The 24968-nt window shown below is 74.5% G+C and carries 11 protein-coding genes; all 11 read left to right on the forward strand.

Annotated elements, in window-relative coordinates:
* Genes QCN29_RS10505 through QCN29_RS10555 form a run of 11 tightly spaced genes read left to right on the forward strand, consistent with a single transcriptional unit; the run spans nt 1 to nt 24848 of the window.
* The gene (locus QCN29_RS10505) at nt 1-798 is read left to right on the forward strand and encodes a thioesterase II family protein (RefSeq protein WP_279927539.1); all 798 of its coding nucleotides are present in this window, start codon (nt 1-3) and stop codon (nt 796-798) included.
* On the forward strand, nt 795-2438 hold the full coding sequence (locus QCN29_RS10510; protein WP_279927540.1) for a condensation domain-containing protein: 1644 nt from the start codon (nt 795-797) through the stop codon (nt 2436-2438). Before QCN29_RS10505 ends, QCN29_RS10510 begins: the two co-directional genes overlap by 4 nt.
* A complete protein-coding gene (locus QCN29_RS10515; protein ID WP_279927541.1) occupies nt 2428-4314 on the forward strand; it encodes an amino acid adenylation domain-containing protein in 1887 nt (628 codons plus the stop codon). Before QCN29_RS10510 ends, QCN29_RS10515 begins: the two co-directional genes overlap by 11 nt.
* Nucleotides 4311-9158 carry a type I polyketide synthase gene (locus QCN29_RS10520; protein ID WP_279927542.1) on the forward strand — a complete coding sequence of 1616 codons (4848 nt, stop codon included), beginning with the start codon at nt 4311-4313 and terminating at the stop codon, nt 9156-9158. Before QCN29_RS10515 ends, QCN29_RS10520 begins: the two co-directional genes overlap by 4 nt.
* Complete coding sequence (locus QCN29_RS10525; protein ID WP_279927543.1) at nt 9151-10401, forward strand: MupA/Atu3671 family FMN-dependent luciferase-like monooxygenase; 1251 nt, start codon at nt 9151-9153, stop codon at nt 10399-10401. Before QCN29_RS10520 ends, QCN29_RS10525 begins: the two co-directional genes overlap by 8 nt.
* Complete coding sequence (locus QCN29_RS10530) at nt 10398-14525, forward strand: non-ribosomal peptide synthetase (RefSeq protein ID WP_279927544.1); 4128 nt, start codon at nt 10398-10400, stop codon at nt 14523-14525. The genes QCN29_RS10525 and QCN29_RS10530 overlap by 4 nt, the downstream gene beginning before the upstream one ends.
* Nucleotides 14518-15792 carry an MFS transporter gene (locus tag QCN29_RS10535; RefSeq protein ID WP_279927545.1) on the forward strand — a complete coding sequence of 425 codons (1275 nt, stop codon included), beginning with the start codon at nt 14518-14520 and terminating at the stop codon, nt 15790-15792. The genes QCN29_RS10530 and QCN29_RS10535 overlap by 8 nt, the downstream gene beginning before the upstream one ends.
* On the forward strand, nt 15789-19457 hold the full coding sequence (locus QCN29_RS10540; RefSeq protein WP_279927546.1) for a condensation domain-containing protein: 3669 nt from the start codon (nt 15789-15791) through the stop codon (nt 19455-19457). The genes QCN29_RS10535 and QCN29_RS10540 overlap by 4 nt, the downstream gene beginning before the upstream one ends.
* Nucleotides 19454-20767, forward strand: coding sequence for an enoyl-CoA hydratase/isomerase family protein (locus tag QCN29_RS10545; RefSeq protein ID WP_279927547.1), 1314 nt, complete (start codon nt 19454-19456; stop codon nt 20765-20767). The genes QCN29_RS10540 and QCN29_RS10545 overlap by 4 nt, the downstream gene beginning before the upstream one ends.
* The gene (locus QCN29_RS10550; protein ID WP_279927548.1) at nt 20746-22338 is read left to right on the forward strand and encodes an amino acid adenylation domain-containing protein; all 1593 of its coding nucleotides are present in this window, start codon (nt 20746-20748) and stop codon (nt 22336-22338) included. Before QCN29_RS10545 ends, QCN29_RS10550 begins: the two co-directional genes overlap by 22 nt.
* Nucleotides 22335-24848 (forward strand): non-ribosomal peptide synthetase, encoded by a 2514-nt coding sequence (locus tag QCN29_RS10555; RefSeq protein WP_279927549.1) that lies wholly within the window; start codon nt 22335-22337, stop codon nt 24846-24848. The genes QCN29_RS10550 and QCN29_RS10555 overlap by 4 nt, the downstream gene beginning before the upstream one ends.
* Nucleotides 24849-24968: the final 120 nt, after the last annotated feature.

Genomic DNA, 24968 nt, shown 5'->3' on the forward strand with positions numbered 1-24968 from the left:
TTGACTCGTCACACAGACATGGACCCAGACCGCTGGATCCGTTGCTTCCATCCCAAACCCGGGGCCCGGCACACGCTGGTCTGCTTCCCGCACGCCGGCGGTTCGGCCAGCTACTACTTCGGGCTGTCCGCGGCGCTCGCACCGGACGTCGAGATGCTCGTCGTCCAGTACCCGGGGCGGGAGAACCGGCTGTTCGAGGAACCCGCCTCGTCTCTGGCGCAGCTCGCCCACCACGCGGCCGGGGTGCTGCGGTCCCTGCCGCTCATCCGGCCCGTCCTGTTCGGGCACAGCATGGGGGCGATCGCCGCCTTCGAGGTAGCCCGGCGGCTGGAGCAGCCCTTCTCGCCCGCAGCGCCCGCAGCGCTGATCGCCTCGGCCTGCGCGGCGCCCTCGCATCACGCCAACCGCGCAGACCGGCTGAGCGGGATCGAGGACGAGCAGGACACGGAGGTCCTCGCACGCGTCATGGGTCTCGGCGGCACCGCCGCGGGTGTGGCCGAACACGAGGAACTCGTACGGCTGTTCCTTCCGGCGCTCCGCGCCGACCTGCGCGCCCTGCGGGACTACCGGTCGGCGTCGGACGCGGCCGTGAGCTGCCCGGTCACGGTGTGCACGGCCGACGGCGACCCGGATGTGCGGGCGGCGGAGGCCGGGGAGTGGGGCCGCCACACGACCGCGGGCGCCGAGCTGCACCTGTTCGAGGGCGACCACTTCTATCTCGGCGCCCGGCCGCAGCGCTTCATGGATCTGCTGCACAGGACCGTGCGCACCGCGCGAACCGGGGTGTCGTTCGCATGACGGCCATGGGTTTCGTCGAAGAGGAGCTCGCCCATATGTGGTGCGAGCTGCTGAAGGTCACCGGCGTAGGGCTCGGTTCGGGGTTCGGCGCGCTCGGCGGGGACGACGCCGCGGCGGGCCGGCTCGCCGCCCGCGTCGACGAGGAGCTGGGCGCCCGCGTCGCCCCGGCCGAGCTGCTCGGCGCGGACACGCTTCAGGGCATGGCGGGGCTGATCCGCGAGGCCATGAAGAGGCCGCCGGGGGCGGGCGACGCCCTGCCGGAGCCGTCCGGCCCCCGGCCGGGGCCGCGCGGGGAGCGGCCCCCGCTGTCCTTCGCCCAGCAGCGGCTGTGGTTCATGCAGCAACTCGACCCCGGCTCCACGCTGTACAACGTGCCGACGGCGCTGCGGCTGCGCGGCGCCCTGGACCGAGCGGCCCTCGGACGGGCCCTGAACGCCGTGGTGGCCCGTCACGAGGTGCTCCGTACGACGTACGAGGCGGTGTCCGGCCGGCCGCACCAGGTCGTCGAGCCGCCTGCGCCGGTGCCTCTGCCGTACACCGACCTGGCCGGGGCGCCCGACGCGACGGCCCGGGCGGAGCGCATCGCAGCCGAGGAGGCGGCACGGGTCTTCGACCTCGCCGCCGCTCCCCCGCTGGCGGCCCGGCTGGTCAGGGTCGCCGAGGACGAGCACCGGCTGCTGGTGACGTTCCATCACATCGCGGTCGACGGGGCTTCGGCGGAGATCTTCTACCGGGAGCTGGGGCTGCTGTACGGCTCCGCGGGGGCCGGGCTGCCCGCGGTGGCGGTGCAGTACGCGGACCTGGCCGCCTGGCAGCGCCGGGAGCTCGCCGGGGAGACGCTGAGGCGTCTGGTCGACCACTGGCGCGCCGCGCTCGGCGTCGACCCGAAGGCCCCGGACCTGCCGGCCGACCGGCCGCGGCCCGCGTCCAAGAGCTTCCGCGGCGCGGTCGCCACCCGCGCCCTCGGCCCCCGGCTGGTGCGGGAGGTGCGGGAGTTCGGCCGTCGGGAGCGGGCCACGGCGAACATGACGTACCTCGCGGCGTTCCACGCACTGCTGGCGGGGTGGGCGCGGGCCGGGGAGATGACGGTCGGGATCCCGGCCGCGGGCCGCAACCGGCCCGAGACCCAGGACATGGTCGGCTGTCTGATCAACATGGTGCCGGTGCGTGCCCGGCTGGACGGGAACCCCGGCTTCCGTGAGCTGCTTGGCCGGGTGCGCACGGCGGTGCTGAACGCCTCGGAGCACCAGGACCTGCCGTTCGACAAGCTCGTTCAGGCCCTGGTGGCGCGGCGCGCCCGCGACTTCATGCCGGTCTTCCGGGTGATGTTCAGCTATCTGGGCGAGCGCCGGGCCCCGGTCTTCGCCGGGCTCGACGAGTGCGTTCTCGACCTCGCGGGACCGCAGGACACCGCCAAGTACGACCTGAGCCTGTACGTGGAGGAGCGCGGCGAAGGCATCGCGCTGACCCTCGAGTACGACACCGACCTGTTCGGACCGGACACGCCGGCCGCGCTGCTGGCCGCCTTTGAGCAGGCGCTGGAAGAAGCCATCGCCTTCCCGGACAAGCCGGTCCCGGATCTCGCAGCGGTCCGGTCCGCCGGCTGCGGCACTGAGAGGAACACCGACCTTGACCGTTGACGAAACGGCCCCGGCCGCCCGGGAAGCCTCCGCGACGATCCACGCGCGGTTCGCACGGCAGGCCGCGGACCGCGGCGACGCCGTCGCCGTGACGGCCCGCGACGGCCGGCTGACCTACCGGGAGCTGGAGCATGCCGCGAACCGGCTCGCCCACCGCCTCAGGACGCTCGGCGTCGGCCCGGAGACGCCGGTCGCCGTCCGCATGGAGCGCGGCGCCGGCCTGGTGACGGCGCTGCTCGCGGTGTTGAAGGCCGGCGGCGCGTATGTTCCCGTCGACCCGGCGAGCCCCGCGGAGCGGCAGGCCTTCCTGCTGGCCGACGCCGGCGCAGCGGTGCTGCTCACGGACGCGGCCGACGCCGGGCCCCGCGCCGAGCGCACGGTGGTGACCGGCCCGGGCGGCGCCGCGCTGGACGCATACCCCGTCACCCCGCCCGACGACGCGGGAACGGGCCCGGCGAACCTCGCGTACGTCATCTACACCAGCGGTTCGACAGGCGTCCCGAAGGGCGTCATGGTCGAGCACCGCAATGTGACGGCCCTGCTGACCGGTGTGCGGGACAGGTTCGGCTTTGGGCCCGGGGACGTGTGGTCGATGTTCTCCTCCGCGGCGTTCGACGTCTCGGTGTGGGAGATGTGGGGCGCGCTGCTGCACGGCGGACGCCTCGTCGTCGTGCCGGAGGACGTACGTCGCTCCCCACAGGACCTCCATGCGCTGCTGCACCGCGAGCGTGTCACCGTCCTCAACCAGACCCCGGCCGCCTTCCGGCAGCTGATCCGGTACGAGGAGGAGCAGGCGGCGCAGGGGGCCGCGCCCGCGCAACTGGCGCTGCGGCTGGCGGTCTTCGCCGGGGAGGCGCTGCCGCCCGGCATGCTGCGGCCGTGGATCGCCCGCCACGGCGACGCGACGCCCGTACTGGTCAACATGTACGGGATCACCGAGACGACGGTGCACTCCACATACCGGCGGATGACCGCGGCCGACCTCGACGGCGACGGCAGCATGATCGGAGAGGCGCTCGACGGCTGGACGATGCGCGTCGTCGACGCCGACGGCGCCGACGCGGCCACGGGCACGGCCGGTGAGCTGTACGTCGGCGGGGCGGGCGTGGCGCGCGGCTATCTGGGCCGCCCGGCCCTCACCGCGGAGCGGTTCCTGCCCGATCCGGACGCGGCGGCGCCCGGCGCCCGGCGGTACCGCTCGGGCGACGCAGCACGGCGTGACGCGGACGGCGACCACGCGTACCTGGGCCGCCTGGACCACCAGGTCAAGATCCGCGGCTATCGCATCGAGCCGGGAGAGATCGAGAACGCGCTCACCCGGCACCCCGCGGTGCGCGACGCGGTCGTGGCCGTCGACGAGGACGCCGCAGGGGACCCGCGCCTGGTGGCGTACTGGGTGGCGGCGGCCCCGGCCGGACCGTCGGAGCTGCGCGAGCACCTGGCTCGGACGCTTCCCGACTACATGCTGCCGAACGTCTACATGGCCCTGGACCGGCTGCCGTTGACGCTCAACGGCAAGGTGGACCGACGGGCGCTGCCCGCGCCCGACGCGGTCCGCCCGGACCTGGACGCGGACTTCGCGGCCCCGGGCACGCCCGTGGAGAAGGCGCTGGCCGACATCTGGGCCGAGGTGCTCGGCGTCGACCGGGTGGGCCTGGACGACGACTTCTTCGAACTGGGCGGCCACTCGATGCTCGCCACCCAGGCCGTGGCCATCGCCACGGAGCGGCTGGGCGCCGCGGTGTCGCTGCGCATGCTCTTCGACCGGCCGAGCGTACGGGAACTCGCGGGCGCCCTGGACGAACTGCTCGCGGCACAGAACGACTCCGGCGAACACGGCCGGTCCACTTCCGACCCGCACGGGGGGAACGCATGACGGAACGCGAGACGCACCGGACCGAGCTGCCCGGACTGCCCGAGCAGTGCGTGGCCGTCATCGGGATGAGCGGGCGCTTCCCCGGCGCCGAGGACGTCGAGGCGCTGTGGCGCATGGTGGTGTCCGGTGCGGAGGGCAGCACCCGCTACACGGACGAGGAGCTGGCCGCGGCCGGAGTGCCCCAGCGGCTGCTGGACGATCCGGCGCTGGTCAAGTCCGGCTTCCCGCTGGAGGGGTACGACCGCTTCGACGCCGCCTTCTTCGGCGTCACCCGCGCCGAGGCGGAGTTGATGGATCCGCAGCACCGGCTGCTGCTGGAGACCTCGTGGCAGGCGCTGGAGCGGGCCGGCTACCCGGCGGGCACGTTCGACGGCCCCACGGGCGTGTTCGCCGGCGTGGCGGGCAGCGGCTATCTGCGTGAGCGGGTGCCCCCCACGTCACAGGACGGCCGGGTCTCGGACGAGATCCAGGTCGCCGTCGGCAACGACCCGGGCATGCTCGCGCTGCGTGTGTCGTACAAGCTCGGTCTGACCGGGCCCAGCTTCACCGTGCAGAGCGCCTGCTCGTCATCGCTGGTGACGGTGCATCTGGCGGTGCAGTCGCTGCTCACCCGGGAGTCGGATCTGGCGCTGGCCGGCGGTGTGGCGGTGCGGGAGTTCGAGCCGCGCGGCTACCGGTACGAGGAGGGCGCGATCCTGTCCTCTGACGGCCGCTGCCGTCCCTTCGACGCCGCTGCTACCGGCACCGTCTCGGGCGACGGCGTGGCGATGGTGGTGCTCAAGCGGCTGGAGGACGCGGTCGCCGACGGCGATCACATCCATGCCGTGATCCGCGGCAGCGCCGTCAACAACGACGGCTCCGCCAAGATCGGCTTCACCGCTCCGTCGCAGCGGGGGCAGAGCGAGGTGATCGCCGAAGCGCTGGCCGTCGCCGGCGTGGAGCCGGGCACGGTCCAGTACGTCGAGGCGCACGGCACCGCCACACCGCTCGGCGACCCGATCGAAGTGCAGGCGCTCACCGAGGTCTTCGGCCCGGAACTCGCACCGGGTTCGGTCCATCTGGGCTCCGTGAAGTCAAACGTCGGCCACCTCGACGCCGCGGCGGGGGTCACCGGCCTGATCAAGGCGGTGCTGGCGCTGGAGCACCGCTTCATACCGCCGACCGCCCACTTCACCGATCCCAATCCGCGGCTGAACCTGGAGAAGGGGCCGTTCCGGATCGACGCCGCGGGCCGGCCGTGGCCACGGACACAGCTGCCGCCGCGCGCCGGGGTGAGCGCCTTCGGCATCGGCGGCACCAACGCCCATGTCGTGCTGGAGGCCGCCCCGGCCGCCGGTCGTCTCCACGGCGGCCTCGACGCCGCGGACCGGGACGGCGGGGCCGCCGCGGACCGGGACGGCGGGGCCGCCGCGGAGGCGGCCGACGACCACTGGCATGTGCTGCCGCTGTCGGCCCGCACGCCCGAGGCGCTGCGGGCCGCCGCGGAGCGGCTGGCCGCGGCCCTGGAGGCGGAGCCGGACGCAGGTCTCGGCGACGCCGCGTACACACTGCAGCTGGGGCGGGTCGCGTTCGCCTGCCGCCGTGCCGTGGTGGCCTCCGACCGCGCCGCGGCCGTCGCCGCGCTGCGCCGCCCCGCGGCCGCGACGGAACCCGTCCCGCAGGGCGGCCCGACGCCCGACGTGGTGTTCCTCTTCCCCGGTCAGGGGGCGCAGTTCGCGGGCATGGGCGCGGAGCTCTACCGCACCGAGCCGGTGTTCCGCGAGGCGTTCGACCGCTGTGCGGAGATCCTGCTGCCGCTGACCGGCTGGGACGTCCGCGAGGTCGCGTTCGCCGCCGGCTCCGGCGCGAAGGAGGCGGACGGACCCGGGGCGGACGCACAGGAGGCGGACGCACAGGAGGCGGCGGAGCGGCTGCGGCAGACCAGGTACACCCAGCCTGCCGTGTTCTGCGTGGACTACGCCGTGGCGCGGCTGCTGATGTCCTGGGGGGTGCACCCCGACGCCATGACCGGGCACAGCCTGGGCGAGCTTGTCGCGGCCTGCCTGGCCGGGGTGTTCACGCTCGAGGACGCGCTGCGGGTGGTGGCCCGGCGCGCCGAGCTGATGCAGGAGCTCGCGCCCGGCCGGATGCTGTCGGCGCCGCTCGACGAGAAGTCGCTCGCCGAGGCGCTGGACGGCCGTGCGACGATCGCCGCCGTCAACGCACCGGAGTCGTGCGTGGTCGCGGGCGCCCCGGAGGAGATCGCCGAGGCGCGCCGGCTGCTTCAGGAGCGGGGTGTGCCGGTGCGCGAGCTGGAGACCTCGCACGCCTTCCACACCGCGCTGGTGGAGCCGGCGCTGCCCGGGCTCGCCGAGGTGCTGCGTTCGGTGCGGCTGAACAAGCCGCGCATCCCGTTCCTGTCCAATGTCACGGGCGCCTGGATCACCGACGAGCAGGCTGTGGACCCGGAGTACTGGGTGGCCCACACCCGCCGTCCGGTGCGGTTCGCGGACGGAATCGCCGCTCTGGCACAGCGCGGTCCCGCCGTGCTCGTGGAAGTCGGACCGGGCAGTCAGCTCAGCGGTCTGGTGCGCAGCCGCCCCGAGCCGCCCCCGACGGTGACGCTGCTGCGCAGGCCGCGCGGCGAGCAGGGTCCGGCAGAGCAGCGGGCACTGCGCGAAGGGCTGGCGGAGCTGTGGCGGCTGGGGACCGGGCCGGACTGGGCGGCACTCCACCGCGGCAGGGAGCGACGCCGTGTCCCACTGCCCGCATATCCCTTCGAGGGCCGCAGCCATCTGCTGCCCAAGCCGCAGGAGGCGCCCGGCGGGAATCTGCGTGCCGACCCGGCCCGCTGGACGTACGCCCCGGTGTGGCACCGCGCGCCGCTGCTGCCGGACGCGCCGGAGCCGTCGGAGGCATCGGCGGCGCCGGGAGCGCCGGGAGCGCCGGGAGCGTCGGGAGCGCCGGGGGCGTCGGCCGGCGAGGCGGACGCGGGTTCCGCGGAGGCGACGGCGGCCTGGCTGGTCCTCGCGGACGAGCACGGTCTGACCGACGAGGTCTCCGCCGGACTGCGCGCCCGCGGCCACACGGTCGCCACGGTGCGCAAGGGCGCGGCGTACGCCCGTTCCTCGGCGTACGACTTCACCGCCGACCCCGCGGACCCCGACGCGCTGCCGCAGGTCGTGCGGGAGCTGGGGCGGGACGGCCTGCTGCCCGGCCGGGTGCTGCACGCCTGGTCGGTCACGGGCCGGGCGGACGACGGGCGGGACGCCGCCGGCCGCTGCGCCGAGGCGCTGGACGCGGGCTTCCACAGCCTGGTCTGTCTGGCCCAGGCCCTGGGCGAGGGCGGCGGGACCCGGCCGGTGCGCGTCGACGTGGTCACCGACGGACTGCAGGACGCCCACGGGACCGCCGTGACCCGGCCGGAGCGCGCCGCCGTGTACGGCGCGGTCACCGTGCTGCCCCAGGAGTACCCCTGGCTGGCCTGCCGCGCCGTCGACATCACGCTCCCCGAGGACGCCGCCGGGCTGGCCCGGACGACGCGCCGGCTGACCGCCGAACTGGCGGGCCCGGGGCGGGAGTCGCTCGTCGCCCTCCGCGGCGCGCAGCGGCTGGTGCGCGCGTTCGCGCCCGTGGAGCTGGAGGCGGTCCCGGCAGAGCGGGCATGGCGCGAGGACGCCGGCTACCTGGTGACCGGTGTGTCGGGTGAGGCCGGGCTGGCCTTCGCCGAGGAACTGGCGGCGGCCGGAGCGCGGCTGCTACTGGTCGGCGACCCGGAGTTCCCCGCCGAGGGCGACTGGGGGGCGTGGCTGTCGGGGACGGCGGGCGGCGACGAGCGGGTGCGGGACCGGGTGGCGCGGCTGGCGGCGCTGTGCCGGGCGCGGCCGGAGGCGGTCGCGTACCGCGGCGCGGACCTCGGTGACCCCGCCCAGGCCGCCGACGTCGTCGCAGGGGCCCGGGAACTGCTCGGCGCCGTCCGCGGTGTGCTGCACTGCGCCGACGCCCGCGGCTCCGGCCTGGTGGCGCTGAAGACGCGCGGCGACTTCGACCCGGTCCTGGCCGCCCGGGTGCGCTCGACCCTGCTGCTGGAGGAGCTGCTGGCCGCCGAGCCGCTCGACTTCTTCCTCGTCGGCTCGGCCGCCACAGGCGTCATCGGCGGCTTCGGCCAGTCGGAGAACTGTGCCGCCGCCGCGTTCCTGGACTCCTTCGCGCAGGCCGCCGCGGCGGCCGGGCGGAACACGGTCGCCGTGGACTGGGCGCAGTGGGAGTGGGACGACTGGTTCGAGCAGCAGATGGCGGGCCTGCCCGAGGTGCGGGAGCTGTACGAGCGGCTGCGCCGCACGCAGGGCGTGCCGGTCGCCGACGGCCTGGCGCTGGCGCGTGCGGCACTGGCCGGGGGGCTGCCGCAGGTCGTGGTCTCCAAGGCGGACTTCCAGGACGTGCTGGCCGATCAGGCGGGCCTGACGGCGACGTCGTTCACCGACGCGCTGGGCAGCGGGCGGGAGCAGTCCGACGACGACTGGGATCCGGCGACGGTGTGGCCCGACGACGATGTCGCCCAGTCCGTGGCCCGGGTGTGGCGCGACATGCTCGGGGTGTCGCCGATCGGCCCCGACGACGACTTCTACGACCTGGGCGGCAACTCGCTGTTCGCGATCCAGATCGTGGGACGGCTGCGGCAGGCGCACGGCGACTTCCCGATGAGCGCCGTCTTCGAGGCGCCGACCGTGCCGCGTCTGGCCGCCGCGATCCGCGCCCACCAGGCCGAGGCGATCGGGCTGGACGAGTTCGAGGCGCTGCTGCGCGAGGTGGAGGGCCTCTCCGCGGACGAGGCCGAGGCGAAGCTGAAGGGTGATCATGTCTGACGAGACCGAGACGACGCAGCGGCTCCAGGAACGGCTGGCCTCGCTGACGCCCGGTCAGCGCGCGGTGCTGGAGCGGTCCCTGCGCGACCGCGGCGCGAAGGCACCCGGCGGCCTGGGCGCCGGGGAGCGCACGGCTGCGAAGTCCGCCGCCCCGCGCCGCAGACGGAGGCCGGGCAGCACCATGGACTTCAGCCTGTTCTTCTTCTCCGGCGACGGGACCGCCGCAGGGCCGGGCAAGTATCAGCTGCTGCTGGACAGCGCACGCTACGCCGACGCCAACGGCTTCAGCGGCATCTGGGTCCCCGAGCGCCACTTCGTGGACTTCGGCGGCCTCTACCCGAACCCCTCGGTCCTGGCGGCCGCCATCGCGGTGCTGACCGAGCGCCTCCAGATACGGGCCGGCAGCACCGTCCTGCCGCTGCACCACCCGGTGCGGGTGGCCGAGGAATGGGCCGTGGTCGACAATCTGTCGGGCGGCCGGGCCGCGATCTCCGCGGCGTCCGGCTGGCACCCCGACGACTTCATCCTGGCGCCGGGCGACGGGCAGCAGCGCTACCCGCGCCGCAAGGACGAGATGTTCGAGGCGATCCACACCATCCAGCGGCTCTGGGCCGGCGAGAGCGTCGAACTGCCGCGCGCCGACGGCTCGCCGCAGACCGTGCGCACCCTGCCCCGCCCGCTCCAGCCGGCGCTGCCCGTGTGGGTGTCCGCACAGGGCAGCGTCGAGACGTTCACACGCGCCGGGGAGATCGGGGCGCATGTGCTGACCGGGCTGGTGGCGCAGCGGCCGGCCGATCTGAAGGACAAGGCGGCGGCCTACCGCGAGGCGCGGGCGAAGGCCGGGCACGATCCGGCCGCGGGCCGGGTGACGGCGATGGTGCACACCTTCCTGTGGCCCGACGAGGACGAGGCCAGAGAGCTCGTGCGCGGTCCGCTGACCGGCTATCTGAAGACCTTCCTGGCCCAGCAGGACAGCTTCGGCAGCGAGTTCTCCAAGCTCGGCGAGGCCGAGCGGGACACGATGCTCGCCGCTTCCTTCGAGCGGTACTTCGACACGCTGGCGCTGCTCGGCACACCCGACAAGTGCGAGTCGCTGATCGAGGACCTGGTCGACATCGGGGTGGACGAGGTCGCCTGCCTGATCGACTTCGGCCTCGGCCAGGACCGGGTGCTGAAGGGGCTGGAGCACCTCGCCGAACTCAAGAACCGGTACCAGGGCATGTCCGAAGGAGAGCAGCCGTGACCGAACTGGCTGACCGGCTGGCCGGTCTCACCCCGGCCCAGCGGGCCCTGCTGGACCGCAGGATGCGCGAGCGCGCCCAGGCCCCCGCGACGACGGGCCCGGTCACCCGGCGCACCGGCGGCGACCGGGTTCCGCTCACGGTGGACCAGGAGCGGATCTGGCTCATCCACCAGTTCGACCCCGACGACCCGGTCTACAACGTGTACTTCGCCTCGCGGTTGCGCGGCGAACTGGACGCGGACGCCCTCCAGCGCGCGGTGGACGCCTTCGTACAGCGCCACGAGGCGATGCGCACCACGTTCGAGCAGGACGGCCACGCGCCCGTGCAGGTCGTGCACGAGGCGATGCGGGTGCCCGTACGCCATCAGGACCTGCGCGATGTGCCGGCAGAGCGGCGCGAGGAGGAGATGCTGCGGCTGGCCACCGAGGAACTGCGCAAACCGTTCGACCTGGTGCACGGGCCGCTGCTGCGGATCGCGCTGCTGCGCCTGGGCGAGCGGGAGCACGTCCTGGTCGGCACGGTGGACCACCTGGTGTGGGACCGCGGCTCGATGGGCATCTTCAACGCCGAGATCGCCGAGCTCTACACGGCGTTCGCCACGGGCCGCGAGCCGAAGCTGCCCGAGATCGAGGTGCACTACCCCGACTACGCGCAGTGGCAGCCGCGGTGGCTGCGGGAGGAGGCGGCGCGCCGCCATCTGCCCTTCTGGAAGAAGCAGTTGGAAGGCGCCGATCCGGTGCTGGAGCTGCCTGCGGACCGGCCCCGCCCGCCGCTGCAGACGTCCAACGGCGCCCGGTACCAGTTCGCCCTCACACCAGAGCTGACGCAGGCGGTGCGGGACCTCGCCAAGCGGGAGGGCGTCTCCGTCTTCGTCGCCCTGCTGGCCGCCTGGCAGCTGCTGCTGCACCGGCTGTCCGGACAGGAGGACATCGTGGTGGGCACCACGTCCTCCACCCGCGGCCGGCCCGAAACGGAGCCGATGGTCGGCTACTTCCTGACCATGCTGCCGCTGCGCACCGCGGTGCGGCCGGGGATGACGGTGCGCGAGCTGCTCCAGGCGACCCGGACGACGATGCTGGGCGCCTTCGACCACAACGACATCCCGTTCGGGACGCTCCTCGACGAGCTGGAGCTGGACCGCGACCCGAGCCGTACGCCGATCTTCCAGACGTCGTTCATCCTCGTGGACTTCCACTACGAGGACGAGGCGCCCATGGCGGGGCTCGACGTCGAGGAGCTGATGCTCGACAACGCCACCGCCAAGGACGATGTGATGCTGGGCTTCTTCGACGACCCGGCGGTCGCCGAGGACCACTTCCACGCGGTGCTGGAGTACAACACCGATCTGTTCGACGAGAGCACGATGGCGCGCCTGTCCCGCCAGATCGTGCGGCTGCTGGAGCAGATGACCGCGGACGCGGGCCGCACCGTGCGCGATCTGTCGCTGACGGGCCCCGAGGAGGTCCGCACCCTGCTCGTGGAGTGGAACCGCACCGCCGCGCCGCGCGAGCCGGGGCTGTGCCTGGAGGACCTGGTGCTCCGCCGGGCGCGGGCCACGCCCGACGCGGTCGCCGTCTCCTGCGGCGACGAGCGGGTCACATACGCCGAACTGGTCGACCGGGCGGGCCGGCTCGCCGCGCATCTGCAGCGCCGCGGGATCGGCGCGGAGTCGGTGGTCGGGGTCTGCCTGGAGCGCTCCGTCGAACTGGTCACCGCGCTGCTCGGCGTGGTGATGTCGGGCGGCGCGTACCTCCCGCTGGACGGGCGGCACCCGGCGCGGCGGCTGGCGGACATGACCGCCGACGCGGGGGCGGAGCTGGTGGTGACGCGCACCGAGCTGCTCGAAGCCCTCGCCGACTGCCCGGGCGGGCGGCTGTGCCTGGACGCCGACGCCGCGGCCGTCGCGGCCGAACCGCCTGCTCCGGCCCGCCCCGCGGGCGGTGAGGACCGGCTGGCGTACGTGATCTACACATCCGGTTCGACGGGCCGCCCCAAGGGCGTCGAGGTCACCCACCGCAACCTGGTCAATCTGCTGCTGGCCATGGCAGAGGAGATCGGGTTTGGCGCGGGCGACGTCCTCGCCGCCGTCACTCCGGTCACCTTCGACATCGCGGGCCTGGAGCTGTACGCCCCGCTCGTCAGCGGCGCGCGGACGCATGTCGTGCGCAAGGAGGAGGCCGTCGACGGCCGACGGCTGGCCGCCCTGCTCGAGGCGGTGGGCGCGACCGTCGTACAGGCCACCCCCGCCACCTGGCAGCTGCTGGCGGAGGCGGGCTGGCGCAACGACGGCTCGGTGCGGGTCCTGGTGGGCGGTGAGGCGCTGCCGCCGTCCCTGGCCGAGCAGCTCGTCCGCAGGCCGGGCCGCACCTGGAACGTCTACGGCCCGACCGAGACGACCATCTGGTCCACCGCGCACCGGCTGGACAGCGGCACGGAGCAGATCTCCATCGGCCGCCCGCTCGCCAACACACAGGTGTACGTCCTCGACGACCGCATGCGCCCGGTGCCCGTCGGCATGCCGGGCGACCTGTATCTCGGCGGCACGGGCGTGGCCCGGGGCTATCGCGGCCGCCCGGCGCTGACCGCCGAGCGGTTCGTGCCGGACCCGTTCGGCGACCGGCCCGGCGCGCGGCTGTACGCGACGGGCGACAAGGCGCGGCTGCGGGCGGACGGTTCCCTGGTGTTCCTGGGCCGGGACGACGGGCAGGTCAAGCTGCGCGGGTTCCGCATCGAACTGGGCGAGATCGAGGCCCGGCTGGAGGAACACCCGGGGGTGCGCCGCGCGGTCGCGCTGGTGCGCGAGGACCGTCCCGGCGACAGGCGGCTGGTGGGCTACGTCGAAGCAGCCGCGGGCGCCCCGGACGCGGACGGCGCCCCGGACGCCGACGACTCCGTGACCGCGGAGCAGTTGCGTGAGCGGCTGCGGGGCGTCCTGCCGGACTACATGGTCCCCTCCGTGATCGTGCGACTGGAGTCCTTCCCGCTGAACGCCAGCGGCAAGATCGACCGCAGGGCTCTGCCGGAGCCGGCCGTCGAGCGCGACGCAGCGGACTATGTGCCGCCGCGGGACGCCGTGGAGCTGGAAGTGGCCCACATCTGGGAGGAGGTGCTCGGAGTCAGGCCGGTCGGCCTGCACGACCGGTTCTTCGACCTGGGCGGCCACTCCCTGCTGGTGCTGCGGCTGATGGCGGAGATCGAGAAGCGGTTCGGGCAGCAGCTGCCGATGGCCGCGATCTTCCGGGGCGCCACCGTGGAGCGGTTCGCGCGCATGCTGCGCGAGGGCTACACGGAGGACGACGGCGTCCACCTCGTGGAGATCGGCTCCGGCGGCGCGGGCGACCCGGTGTTCTTCGCCCACCCGGCGGGCAGCGAAGTCGTCTGCTACATGCCGTTCGCCGGGCTCGTCGAGGGCGACCGGCCGCTGTACGCCCTGGCGTCGCCGCCCCCGGTCGACGGCGCACTGCCCTTCGCCGGCTTCGGGGAACGTGCCGCCGCCTACGCCGACCTGATCCGCGAGACGCAGCCCACGGGCCCGTACACGCTGGCCGGCTGGTGCTACGGCGGCGCCAACGCCTTCGCCGTCGCCGGTGAGCTGGAGAAGGCAGGCGCAGAGGTGTCCGTCGTCATGATGGACGCGCACGCGCCCGCCGTGGTGCAGGCCGGGTCGGAGCCGGACACGGCCGACATCGTCGAGGCCGTCGCGGCGAACCTGCAGTGGGACTACGGCGAGCGGCTCAGGCCTGCGGCGGAGCTGCGGGCCATGACGGCCGATGAGCAGCTCGACTATCTGCTGGGCATCGCCCGCGCATCGGACTATCTGCCGCCGGACGCCGGACGGGAGCAGATCCGCCATGTGCTCGACCTGTGGGCAGCCAATCTGCGGCTGCTGTGGAACTTCCGTCCCGCGCCCCTCAAGGGCCGGGTGACCCTGCTCCAGGCGGCGGAGGAGGAGCACGACCTCGCCGCCTCGTGGCGCGAGCTGACCGGTCAGGACGTCACCGTGCGGACGGTCGCCGGCAACCACTACACGATGATGCGCCACCCGAACGTCGAGGACGTCGCGAGGGCGCTCAACGAGGTCCTCGGCGGTGCCGCGGACGGAACGGCGGCCACGGATGCTTGAGCTCCTCACGGACCGGACGTACATCCGGTACTGGCTGGCCGTCGTGGCGTCCTTCCTCGGCGACGCCATCACCAAGATCACTCTGATCTATGTGGTGGCCACCGAGACGGCCAACCCGGTGCTGTACGTGTCGCTCGTCGTCATCGCGCAGCTGCTGCCCTCCGGCGTGCTCGGCGCGTTCGTGGGGCCGCTGGCCGACCGGCTCCCGGCCCGGCTGCTGATGGTCGGCTCCGACCTGGTGCGCGCCGTCCTGGCGCTGGCGATGATCGCCGTACGGGACGCTCCGCTGCTGCTCCTCACGCTGATCCTGCTCAGCGGTGCGGCCAAGGCGGTCTTCGAAACCGCGCGGATCACGGCGATCCCGCTGATCGTGCGGGGGCACAGCATCCCCACGGCGGTGGCGCTGTTCCAGTCCACCAACCACACCCTGAACCTGGTGGGGCCCGCGCTCGGCGGTCTGCTGCTCGCCTTCGGCAGCGTCACGGCGGTCTTCGTCATCGACGCGGCCACCTTCGTGGTGTCGGCGGTGCTGCTGGCCAGCATGGCGGTGCTGCGCGAGGTCCCGGCGCCCGGCCCGGACAGCGGCCGCGAGTCCTACTGGCAGTCCCTGCGGACCGGTGTCGGCGGTGTGCTGGCGGTGCCCTCGCTGCGCTTCCTCGCCGTCGTGCTGGTGCCGGTGATGCTGGCTCTCGGTCTGTTCACCACCAACCTCAACTCCCAGCTGCTCGCGGTGTTCGGGCTCGGTCCCCTCGCCTTCGGCCTGGCCCAGGCCGCGTTCGGGGCCGGCTCGATCGCCGGGGCGCTGACCGGGCCGCCGCTGGTCCGCCGGTTCACCGACCGGAAGCTGCTCATCGGCTCGATCGTCCTGTTCGGCGCGTCGCTGCTGCTGCTCGACCCGACGGGCCGGCTGCGGGACTCGCTGGGGGTGCCGGTCGTGCTGGCGTGGTGCCTGCTGGCGGGGCTCGGCTCCGGGCTGTTCCAGGTGCCGGTGGCCAACACTCTGCTGAGCGACCTGCCCGAGCATCTGCGCGGCCGCGGCGTCGGACTGCTCAACGCCCTGATGGTGAACTTCACCATCCTCGGCGTGGTCCTCGGCGGCGTCGTCGCCGACGCGGCCGGCATCGCCGAATCGATCATCTTCACGGGTGCGCTGCTGCTGCCCGCCGCCGCTCTGCTCGCCGCGGTCTCGCGGCGCGGCTCCCGGCGCACCGGGCACGGCGGCACGGCCGTCGGCCCGACGCCCGCCGACTCGGAGGTGCCCCGGTGACCGCGGACTCGCATCTGCCGCTCACCCCCGCCCAGCGCAGGCTGTGGACGCTGGCCCAACTGCGCCCGCAGGACCCGTTCTTCAGCGTCCCGTTCGCCGTCGCCGTCGACGGGCCGCTCGACACGGCCGCCCTGGGCCGCGCCCTGGACGAGCTGGTGCGCCGGCACCCCGCGCTGCGTACGCGCATCGTGCGCGGTGCGGACGGCGAGCCGGTGCAGTGCGTCGACGCCGCCCCGCCCGCCGGGACCGCGGTCGAGGCCGATGTGGTGGCGTCCGGGGAACGCGCCGCCCAACTCGCCGACGACTTCGCCCGCACTCCCTTCGAGGTGGACGGCGGCCCGCTGCTGCGGGTCCGGCTGCTGCGACTCGACGACACGGCGCACCGACTGCTCGTCGGCGTCCACCACATCGTCTTCGACGGGGCTTCGCTGGAGGTCTTCACCTCCGAACTCGCCGCGCTGTACGAGGCGTTCTCGAAGGGCCTGCCCCCGCCCCCGACCGAGCCCGCCGTCGACTACGGGACGTTCCTCGCGGCCCGTACGGCGCGGGACGAGCGCGCCCGCGGCGAGAACCTGCGGTACTGGACCGAGCGGCTGGCGGACGCCCCCGAGGTGCTGGAACTGCCGCTGTCCGGGCCGCGTCCGGCGCGCGGCGGCCACGAGGGCGGCCGCCGCACCGCCGTGGTGCCGCACGAGACGGCGGAGCCGCTGCGGAGGCTCGCGCGCGCCAGGCGGTGCAGCCTGTACATGGTCCTCAAAGCCGCGACGGACGTGGTGCTGAGCCGGTACGGCGGCGTCGACGTGCTCACCGGCATGGCCGTCTCCGGCCGGGACACCCCCGGCAGCGCCGGGCTGATCGGCTATCTCACGCGGCCCGTGGTGCTGCGCGGCGACCTGTCGGGCGACCCGCGCTTCGAGGAACTGCTCGGCGCGGTGCGCGGCGACCTGCTGGACGCCCTGGACCATGCGGACCTGCCCGTCGACGAGGTGATGGACGCCCTCGGCGTCTCCCGCGATCCGAGCTACCACCCGCTGTACCAGGTGATGTACACCCATCAGCCGGCGGCGCGCGTCCACCGGGCGGGCGAGGCGGTGTTCCGGGCCGCGGAGCTGCGGCTGCCGACGATGAAGACCGATCTGGCCATCGACACGGTGGAGACCGACGAGGGTCTGCTGGCCGTGGTCGACTACCGCACCGAGCTCTTCGAGGACGCCGCCGCCGAGCAGTTGCTCACCTGTCTGCGGACCGTGCTGGAGCGCGTCGGCGCCGACCCGGCGGCCCGGGTGTCCGAGCTGCTGCGGCCCACCGAGGCGGAGCTGCTGCGGTCGGCGCCAGACGGCGGGCGGACGGCTGGGGAAGCCGTCGAGGAGTGTGTGCACACGCTGGTGGCCGAGCAGGTCGCGCGCACGCCCGACGCGGTCGCCTTGAGCGCCGGGGAGCGGTCGTGGACATACGGCGAGCTGGACGCGGCGGCGGAGCGTCTCGCGGACCGGCTGCGGCATCGCGGCGTCGGCCCCGAGGTGCGGGTCGGCGTGTGCGCCCCGGCCTCCTTCGAACTGGCCGCCGCTCACCTCGGCGTGCTGAAGGCGGGCGGCGCATGCGTCCCGCTCGATCCGGCGCTGCCCGCCTTCCTGCTGCGGCTGGCCGTCGAAGACGCGGAGGTGGAGACCGTCCTCGCGGACGGCGTCTCGTTCTCCCTGTTCGACCACACACGCGTGCACGTGGTGGAACTGGACGACGCGCGCAGCGCCGTGCCGGACGCCCCCGCGGCGTCGGATGACGGCGGGCCGGACGCCCGCGCCCGGTCCGCCGGCCCCCGCAACGCGGCCTGGGTGCTGCGGACCTCAGGCGTCACCGGGGAGCCGCTGCCCGTGGTCGCCGAGCACCGCCAGCTGGCGTCCCGGCTGCGCTGGGCCCACCGCGAACTGCCCGCGGGCGCGCTCGACTCGGTGGCGCTGCAGAGCCCGCCGGACACCCCGGGCGCGGTGTTCGAACTCTTCGCGCCGCTCACCCGCGGCGGCCGGGTGCTGGTTCCGGACGGCGACGCCGTCTCCGGCACGGTGTACGCGGCGCCGTCGCAGCTGTCGGCTCCCGAAGCGGCCGGGGCGGCCTTCGTGCTGGCGGGCGGCGAACCGCTGGAGCCCGCCCAGGTGCGGGCGGCCTACGACGCCGGGGCCCGGGCACTCCACCATCTGTACGTCACGGCCGAGACGGCCGGATGCGCCCTCGCCCAACCGGTCGGCGCGGATGACGCGGTGCGCACGGTCGAACTGGGCGTGCCCGCCGGGGCCACGGCGTATGTGCTGGACGCCCTGGGGCGGCCGGCGCCGCCGGGCGTCGTCGGTGAACTGCACATCGGCGGCCCGGCCGTGACCCGCGGCTACCTCGGCCGACCGGGCCTGACCGCGGAGCGGTTCCGGCCCGATCCCTTCACCGGGAGCCCGGGCGCCCGGCTGTTCGCCACCGGGGATCTGGCGCGCCGAACCCCGGACGGCCGACTGCTGTTCGCGGGGCGGACCACGGAGCAGGCGCGGGTGCGGGGCGTACGGGTGTCTGCTTCCGACGTCCGGGCGGCGCTGCTGGCGCACCCGGCCGTCGTACACGCCGAGGTGCTGGCGGATGCCGGAAGCGACGCGGACGCCGCCGCGGCCGGGACCGGCGACGCGGCCGCGGACGCGAACCGGACCGCAGCCGCGAACGGGACCGTCCCCGCAACCGCAAGCCCGGACGCGACCGGGACCGGCGACGCGGCCGGGGTCGCCGGGACCGGCACGAGGGGCGGAATCGCAGCCCGGGCCCGGGCGGCAGCCGGGAGCGGGGCGGAGACCCGGGCCGGGGCCGCAACCGGCGCCGGGGCCGCGGTCACAGCCGAAACCGGAGGCACAGACGCGGACGGGACCATCGCCGGGACGCCGACCTCGCACGTGAACAGGACCGCAGCCGGCAGCGGGGCCGCGGTGGCAGCCGGAGCCGAGGACGCCGCCTGCGGGAACGGGGGCGCGACCGGGACCGGGGCGGAGCGCCGGGCCGGGGTCGGGGCCGCAGCCGGCGCGGAGGCTGCGGTCGGAACCGGGGACGGGACCCGGGCGGCAGCCCGGGGCGGCGGCCTCGTCGCGGCGGCCGTCGTCCGCCCCGGCTCGGGCGTGACCGCCGACGTTCTGCGCACCCGTCTCGCCGAGACGCTGCCCGGCTTCATGGTCCCCGCGCAACTGGAGGTGCTGGACCGCATTCCGCTGCTGCCCAGCGGGCGTACGGACCGGTCCGGCCTGGTCACGGCGCTCGCCGAGGCCGCCGCCCGGCGCACGGCGGCGCGCAGCGCGACGGGGCGGCCTGCGAGCTCCGTGGAGCGGCATGTCGCCGATGCGTGGGAGCAGGTCCTCGGCCGCGCCGTCGGCCCTGACGTGAGCTTCTTCGACGCGGGCGGCAACTCGCTGCTGCTCATCCGGCTGCGCGACCGGCTGCGCACCGCGCTGGAGCGCGACGTCGACCTGATCGACCTGTTCCGGCACTCCACCGTCCGGGCCATGGCGGCGCTCCTGGCCGGTGCGAACGACGCCGCCGGCGCGGCCGAAGACGCCCGGCCGGCCGCCTCCGGCCGCGCTCAGGCACGGCAGCTGGCCATGAAGGCCCGCGGCCGCACACGCACCCACGGGAGGACACGATGACGGTGACGGCGGTGGACAGCACCGCGGCCGTGCCCGAGCTCGGCCGGGGATACGCCGACGACTGCGCGGCGACGGCCCGCTGTCTCGCGCGCTTCGAGGACGAACTGCGTGCAGCCGGGCCGGGCGAGGCCGCGGTCCGGCTGCACACGGCGGCCCGCCGGGCCCGGCGGCGATTCGTCGAGCTGCACGCGGAAACCCTGTACGCGGAACTGACCGACGGCCGACGGGCGTTCCTCCGGCTGGACGACCTCGCCGCCGGGGCGGCCCGTCTGATCCCCGGTCTGACGCCGACGAAGGAGCAGATCGAGGCGGAGCGACGGCGTCCGCAGCGGGAGAAGGAAGGCCGGGAGATCGACCACGGCATCCTCTTCTGGGGGCTGCTGCGCTCCGCCGCCGCGGGGCGGCATCTGATGGAGGCCATGCGCAGGCCGACCCCGAAGGCGCTGGCGGCCCTGCCGGCCTTCCGTGCCACGGGCCGGGCCGACTTCGGCATCGTCTCCGTCGAACGGCGGGACGGGGTGGGCGAGGTGACCGTGGACAACGCGCGGTTCCTCAACGCCGAGGACGACCTGCTGGTCGCCGCGCTGGAGGCCGCGGTCGACCTGGTGCTGCTGGACGACGGGATCCGGGTCGGCGTGCTGCGCGGCGCGGCGATGACGCACCCCCGCTACGCCGGACGGAGGGTGTTCAGCGCGGGCATCAACCTGACTCGCCTGTACGAGGGCGAGATCTCGCTCATCGACTTCTTCCTGGCCCGGGAGCTCGGGTACATCAACAAGATCTTCCGTGGTCTGAGCATGCCGGACGACGGCGGCGACTGGCTGCCCGAGCCCGTCGAGAAGCCGTGGGCGGCCGCCGTGGACACCTTCGCGATCGGCGGCGGGGCGCAGATCCTGCTCGTCTTCGACCGGGTGATCGCCACCGACGACGCCTACTTCACGCTGCCCGCACTCCGCGAGGGCATCATCCCGGGCGCGGCCAACCTGCGGCTGTCCCGGGTGGCGGGCAACCGGCTGGCCCGGCAGGCGATCTTCGCGGACCGGCGGATCGACGCGCGGTCCGGGGAGGGCCGGCTGCTGTGCGACGAAGCCGTGCCGGCCGACCGCATGGACGCGGCGGCAGCGGCGGCGGCCGCCGAGCTCGCCGACCCCGCGGTCGTGGGCAACCGGCGCATCCTGCACGCGCATGAAGAGCCCGAGGACGTGCTGCGGCTCTACCTGGCCGACTACGCCGTCGAGCAGTGCCGACGTCTCCACAGCCCCGACCTGGTGGAGAACCTGGAGCGCACATGGATATCGAGGAACCGATGACAGCCGTTCAGCAGCGCACCCTGTACCAGTGGTTCGAGGAGACCGCCGTGCGGCTGCCGGACCACCCCGCCCTGGAGGTCGGCGACGAAGTCCTCAGCTACGCGGAACTGCGGGCGCTGGCCCTCACGGTGGCCGAGCGGATCGTGCACAAGCACGGCCGCACGCCCCGCCGGGTGGCGCTGGCGGCCTCCCGCACCGTCGCCGCGTACGCCGGGTACCTGGCCGTCCAGCGGCTCGGCGCCGGCGTGGTCCCGCTGAACTCCGACCATCCCGTGCAGCGCAACCTCGACGTCGCCCAGCGCGCGGGCGTCGAGGTCGCCCTGGTCGACGGCCGGTCCGCCGGCCTGTTCCGGCAGCTGCCCGAGCGCCACCGGCCGACGGTGCTGGAGCTCGCCGAGGACGAGCGGGCAGACGCTCCGCCGCCGGCGGGGGCGCTGCCGCCGGCGGCGCGCGACCTCGACGGCGAGGCGTACATCCTGTTCACCTCGGGGTCGACGGGCCAGCCCAAGGGCGTGCCGATCCTCCAGCGCCAGATCTCCCCGTACCTCGCGCACAACATCCCGCGCTATGAGATCGCGCCGGGCAGCCGGCTGTCACAGGCGTTCGGACTGACCTTCGACGCGCATGTCTTCGACCTGTTCGCGACATGGGGCGGCGGCGGCACGCTGGTCGTGCCGACGGCCACAGACCTGTACACGCCGGTGGACTTCGTCGTGGAGCGCCGTCTGACGCACTGGTTCTCGGTGCCGTCGGTGGTGCGGGAGGCGCAGCGGCTCGGCAGTCTTCCGCTGGGCCGGGCCGTCTCCCTGAGGCACAGCATGTTCGGCGCGGAGCCGGTCACCGCCCAGCATGCCGCGCTGTGGCGCGAGGTGGCCCCTCAGTCGCAGATCCACAATGTGTACGGCCCCACCGAACTGGCCATCTGCTGCACCAACCACAGGCTGACCGGCCCCGGTTCCGACTGGCCCGAGTACCCGGGCGGCACCGTGCCCATCGGGACCATGTACCCGCACATGGAAGGCGTCCTGCTGGACGACGAGGGGCTGCCCGCCGACGAGGGCGAGCTGTGCGTGCGCGGCCCGCAGCGGTTCGACGGCTATCTCGATCCGCGGGAGAACACCGGCCGGTTCCTGTCGTACGAGAAGGGCGGCCGGGCCGTCGTGTACGACGGCTCCGCCCCGCTCACCGCAGGCCACTGGTACCGCACCGGCGACCGGGTCCGGCGTGTGGACGGGGTGATGGTGCACTGCGGACGCCTCGACCAGCAGGTCAAGGTACGCGGCCACCGGGTGGAGACCGGCGAGGTGGAAGCGGTGCTGCGACGCCACCCGCATGTGGTCGACGCCGCGGTGGTCGCACTGCCCGCGGACGACGGCGAGACCGAGCTGGCCGCGGCCTACGCCGGACGCGCGGCAGACCCGGCGGCGCTTGACGCATGGCTGCGCGACCAGATGCCGCTGCACATGGTGCCGGCCCGGATCCGGCTGCTGGACGGCCTGCCGCTCAACGACAACGGAAAGACGGACCGCACGGCGCTGGCGCGGATCCTCGGCACCCGGGAGGGGTCATGACCGACGCAACCACCGACGCGCTGGAGCGGCGGCGGACTGAACTGGCGGACCTGGAACCGCTGGAGCTGCCTGCCGACCGGCCGCGCACCCTGGCGGCGGACGGCGGCACGTCCCGGCACACCCGCCTCGTCCCGGCGGGTGTCGCGGACGCCCTGCGCAAGGCGGCGGCCGACCGCGGGGTCGGTCTGCCCGCCGCGCTGCTCGCCGTGTACCACACGCTGCTGGGGCGGTGGAGCCGTCGGCACGATGTGGCGGTGGGCGCCCTGGTGGACGACGTCCCGGTCGTCGTCCGGGCGGATCTCGACGCCGGAGTTCCGTTCGGGCGGCTTGCGGAGCAGGTGGACGCGGCCCTGCGGCTCGCCCCCGAGCAGCCGCCGTTCGAGCGGCTGGCCGCCGCCCTCGTACCGGAGCCGACCGCCGGCCATCATCCCCTGGTTCAGGCCGTGTTCACTCGGGCGCAGTCGGTGTGGCCCGTGCCGGCCGGGAGTTGTCCGCCCGATCTGGCGCTGGCCCACGACGAGCAGCGCTCCGGTCTTGTGCTGCATCTGGACTACCGCACCGCGCTGTTCGACGCCGCCACCGCCGAGCGGTTCGCCGGGGCGTACCTCACGCTGCTGGAAGCCGTGGGCGACGCGCCGGACACCGTCCTCGGCGAGTTCGACCCGCTCACTCCACGGGAACGGCATGTGCTGGTGGGCGCATGGGGAAGGAACGCCGTCTCCTTCCCGGCGGACACGACGGTCGCCCGGCTGTTCGCCGAGCAGGCGGCGCGCACCCCGGGTGCGACGGCGGTGGTCTTCGGCTCCGAGGAGGTCGCCTACCGGGAGCTGAACGCACGGGCCAACCGCCTCGCGCACCGCCTGAAGGACCTGGGCGTCGGCCCCGACGTCCCGGTCGGGGTCTGCCTGGAGCGCGGCGTCGAACTTGTCGTGGCGCTGCTCGCGGTGCTGAAGGCCGGCGGGGCGTATGTTCCGCTCGATCCGGAACACCCCGTGGAGCGGCTTGCGTTCGTCCTCGGCGACACGGCCGCGCCGGTCGTCGTGACCCAGCGCTCCCTGTGTGAGCGGCTCGCCGGGGAGGGCCGCGCCCTTGTGGCGGTGGACGGGGACCGGGAGGCGATCGCCGCCGGCCCGGACCACGACCCCTCCCCCGCGGCCGGGCCGGAGCATCTGGCGTATGTGCTCTACACCTCGGGCTCCACCGGCGCCCCCAAGGGCGTGGCCGTCACGGTCGTGTCCCTGGTGAACCTGGTCTACGGGATGCGCGAGACGTTCCCCGCGCCGACGAGCGACCGGGTGCTGTTCACCACCTCCGCCACGTTCGACATCGCGGGTGTCGAGGTGTTCCTGCCGCTGACCACCGGTGGCCGGATCATCGGCGCGGACCGCGACCAGGTGCACACCCCGAGCGCGCTCGCCGAACTCGTCGACCGGCACTCCGTCACCCTGGTGCAGGCCACCCCCTCGGCCTGGCGGCCGCTGCTGGACGCCCTGGGCGAGCGGGAGACGCCGCGCGATCTGACCGTCTTCACCGCGGGCGAGGCCCTGCCCGCGGAGCTGGCCGCGCGGATGCTGCGGGCGGGCCGCCGCGTCGTCAACGGCTACGGGCCGACGGAGACCACCGTCTATGCGACCGTCGCCGAGATCCGGGACGCGACGGGCCCGGTCCCGATCGGCCGGCCCACCCCCAACACCGAGGTGTACGTCGTCGACGCCTCCGACCGGCCCGTGCCGACAGGCGTCCCGGGTGAACTGCTCATCGGCGGAGCGGGGGTGGCCCGCGGCTACCTTGGCCGGCCGGAGCTGACGCGGGAGCGGTTCACCGACACGCGGATCGCGGACGGAGCGGCCGGGCGCGTGTACCGCACCGGCGACCTGGTGCGCTGGTTGCCCGACGGCAACCTGGAGTTCCTGGGGCGGCTGGACCACCAGGTGAAGGTGCGCGGATTCCGCATCGAGCCGGGCGAGATCGAGGCGGCGCTGCTCGCCCACGAGGACGTCGCCTCCTGTGTGGTGACCGTCCGGGAGGACGTGCCGGGCGAGCGGGCCCTCGTCGGCTACTGCGTTCCGGCTGCGGGGCGCACGCTCGGCGCGGAGGCGCTGCGGGCATGGTGCGGGCGCACGCTGCCCGGCTATATGGTGCCCGGCGCGTTCGTCTTCCTGGACCGGCTGCCGCTGACGCCCAGCGGCAAGACGGACCGTGCGGCGCTGCCCGCGCCGGACGGCGGCCGGTCCGGCCTGGAGGCGGCGTTCACCGCGCCGCGCACCCCGGCGGAGCGGGCCGTGGCCCGGATCTGGGCCGAGGCGCTGTGGGCCGACGAGGTCGGCGCCCACGACGACTTCTTCGCCCTGGGCGGGGACTCGCTGATCGCCACCCGGGTGGCGCTGCGGCTCCAGGAGGAGTTCGGCCTTCAGATCCCGGTCCGGGTGCTGTTCTCCTGCTCGACGGTCGAGACGCTCGCGCGGGCGCTGACGACCGCACGCCGGGGCGGAGGCTTCCCGGCGTCCTGAACGGGTGCGCGGCCGGCCCTTCCCCCCCCCGTCGGCCGCGCACCTTCTCCCCCGCGCTCCCCCACCGCAGGCGCCCCGCCCCCGCGCGCCCCGCTTCGCCTTTCCGACCGACACAGAGGT

Source organism: Streptomyces chengmaiensis (assembly GCF_029846775.1).
GTDB lineage: Bacteria > Actinomycetota > Actinomycetes > Streptomycetales > Streptomycetaceae > Streptomyces > Streptomyces chengmaiensis.

Coding starts and splice junctions, on each gene's coding strand:
- QCN29_RS10510 (WP_279927540.1), top strand. CDS start 795: ATGACGGCCATGGGTTTCGTCGAAGAGGAGCTCGCCCATATGTGGTGC.
- QCN29_RS10520 (WP_279927542.1), top strand. CDS start 4,311: ATGACGGAACGCGAGACGCACCGGACCGAGCTGCCCGGACTGCCCGAG.
- QCN29_RS10525 (WP_279927543.1), top strand. CDS start 9,151: ATGTCTGACGAGACCGAGACGACGCAGCGGCTCCAGGAACGGCTGGCC.
- QCN29_RS10535 (WP_279927545.1), top strand. CDS start 14,518: ATGCTTGAGCTCCTCACGGACCGGACGTACATCCGGTACTGGCTGGCC.
- QCN29_RS10545 (WP_279927547.1), top strand. CDS start 19,454: ATGACGGTGACGGCGGTGGACAGCACCGCGGCCGTGCCCGAGCTCGGC.
- QCN29_RS10550 (WP_279927548.1), top strand. CDS start 20,746: ATGGATATCGAGGAACCGATGACAGCCGTTCAGCAGCGCACCCTGTAC.
- QCN29_RS10555 (WP_279927549.1), top strand. CDS start 22,335: ATGACCGACGCAACCACCGACGCGCTGGAGCGGCGGCGGACTGAACTG.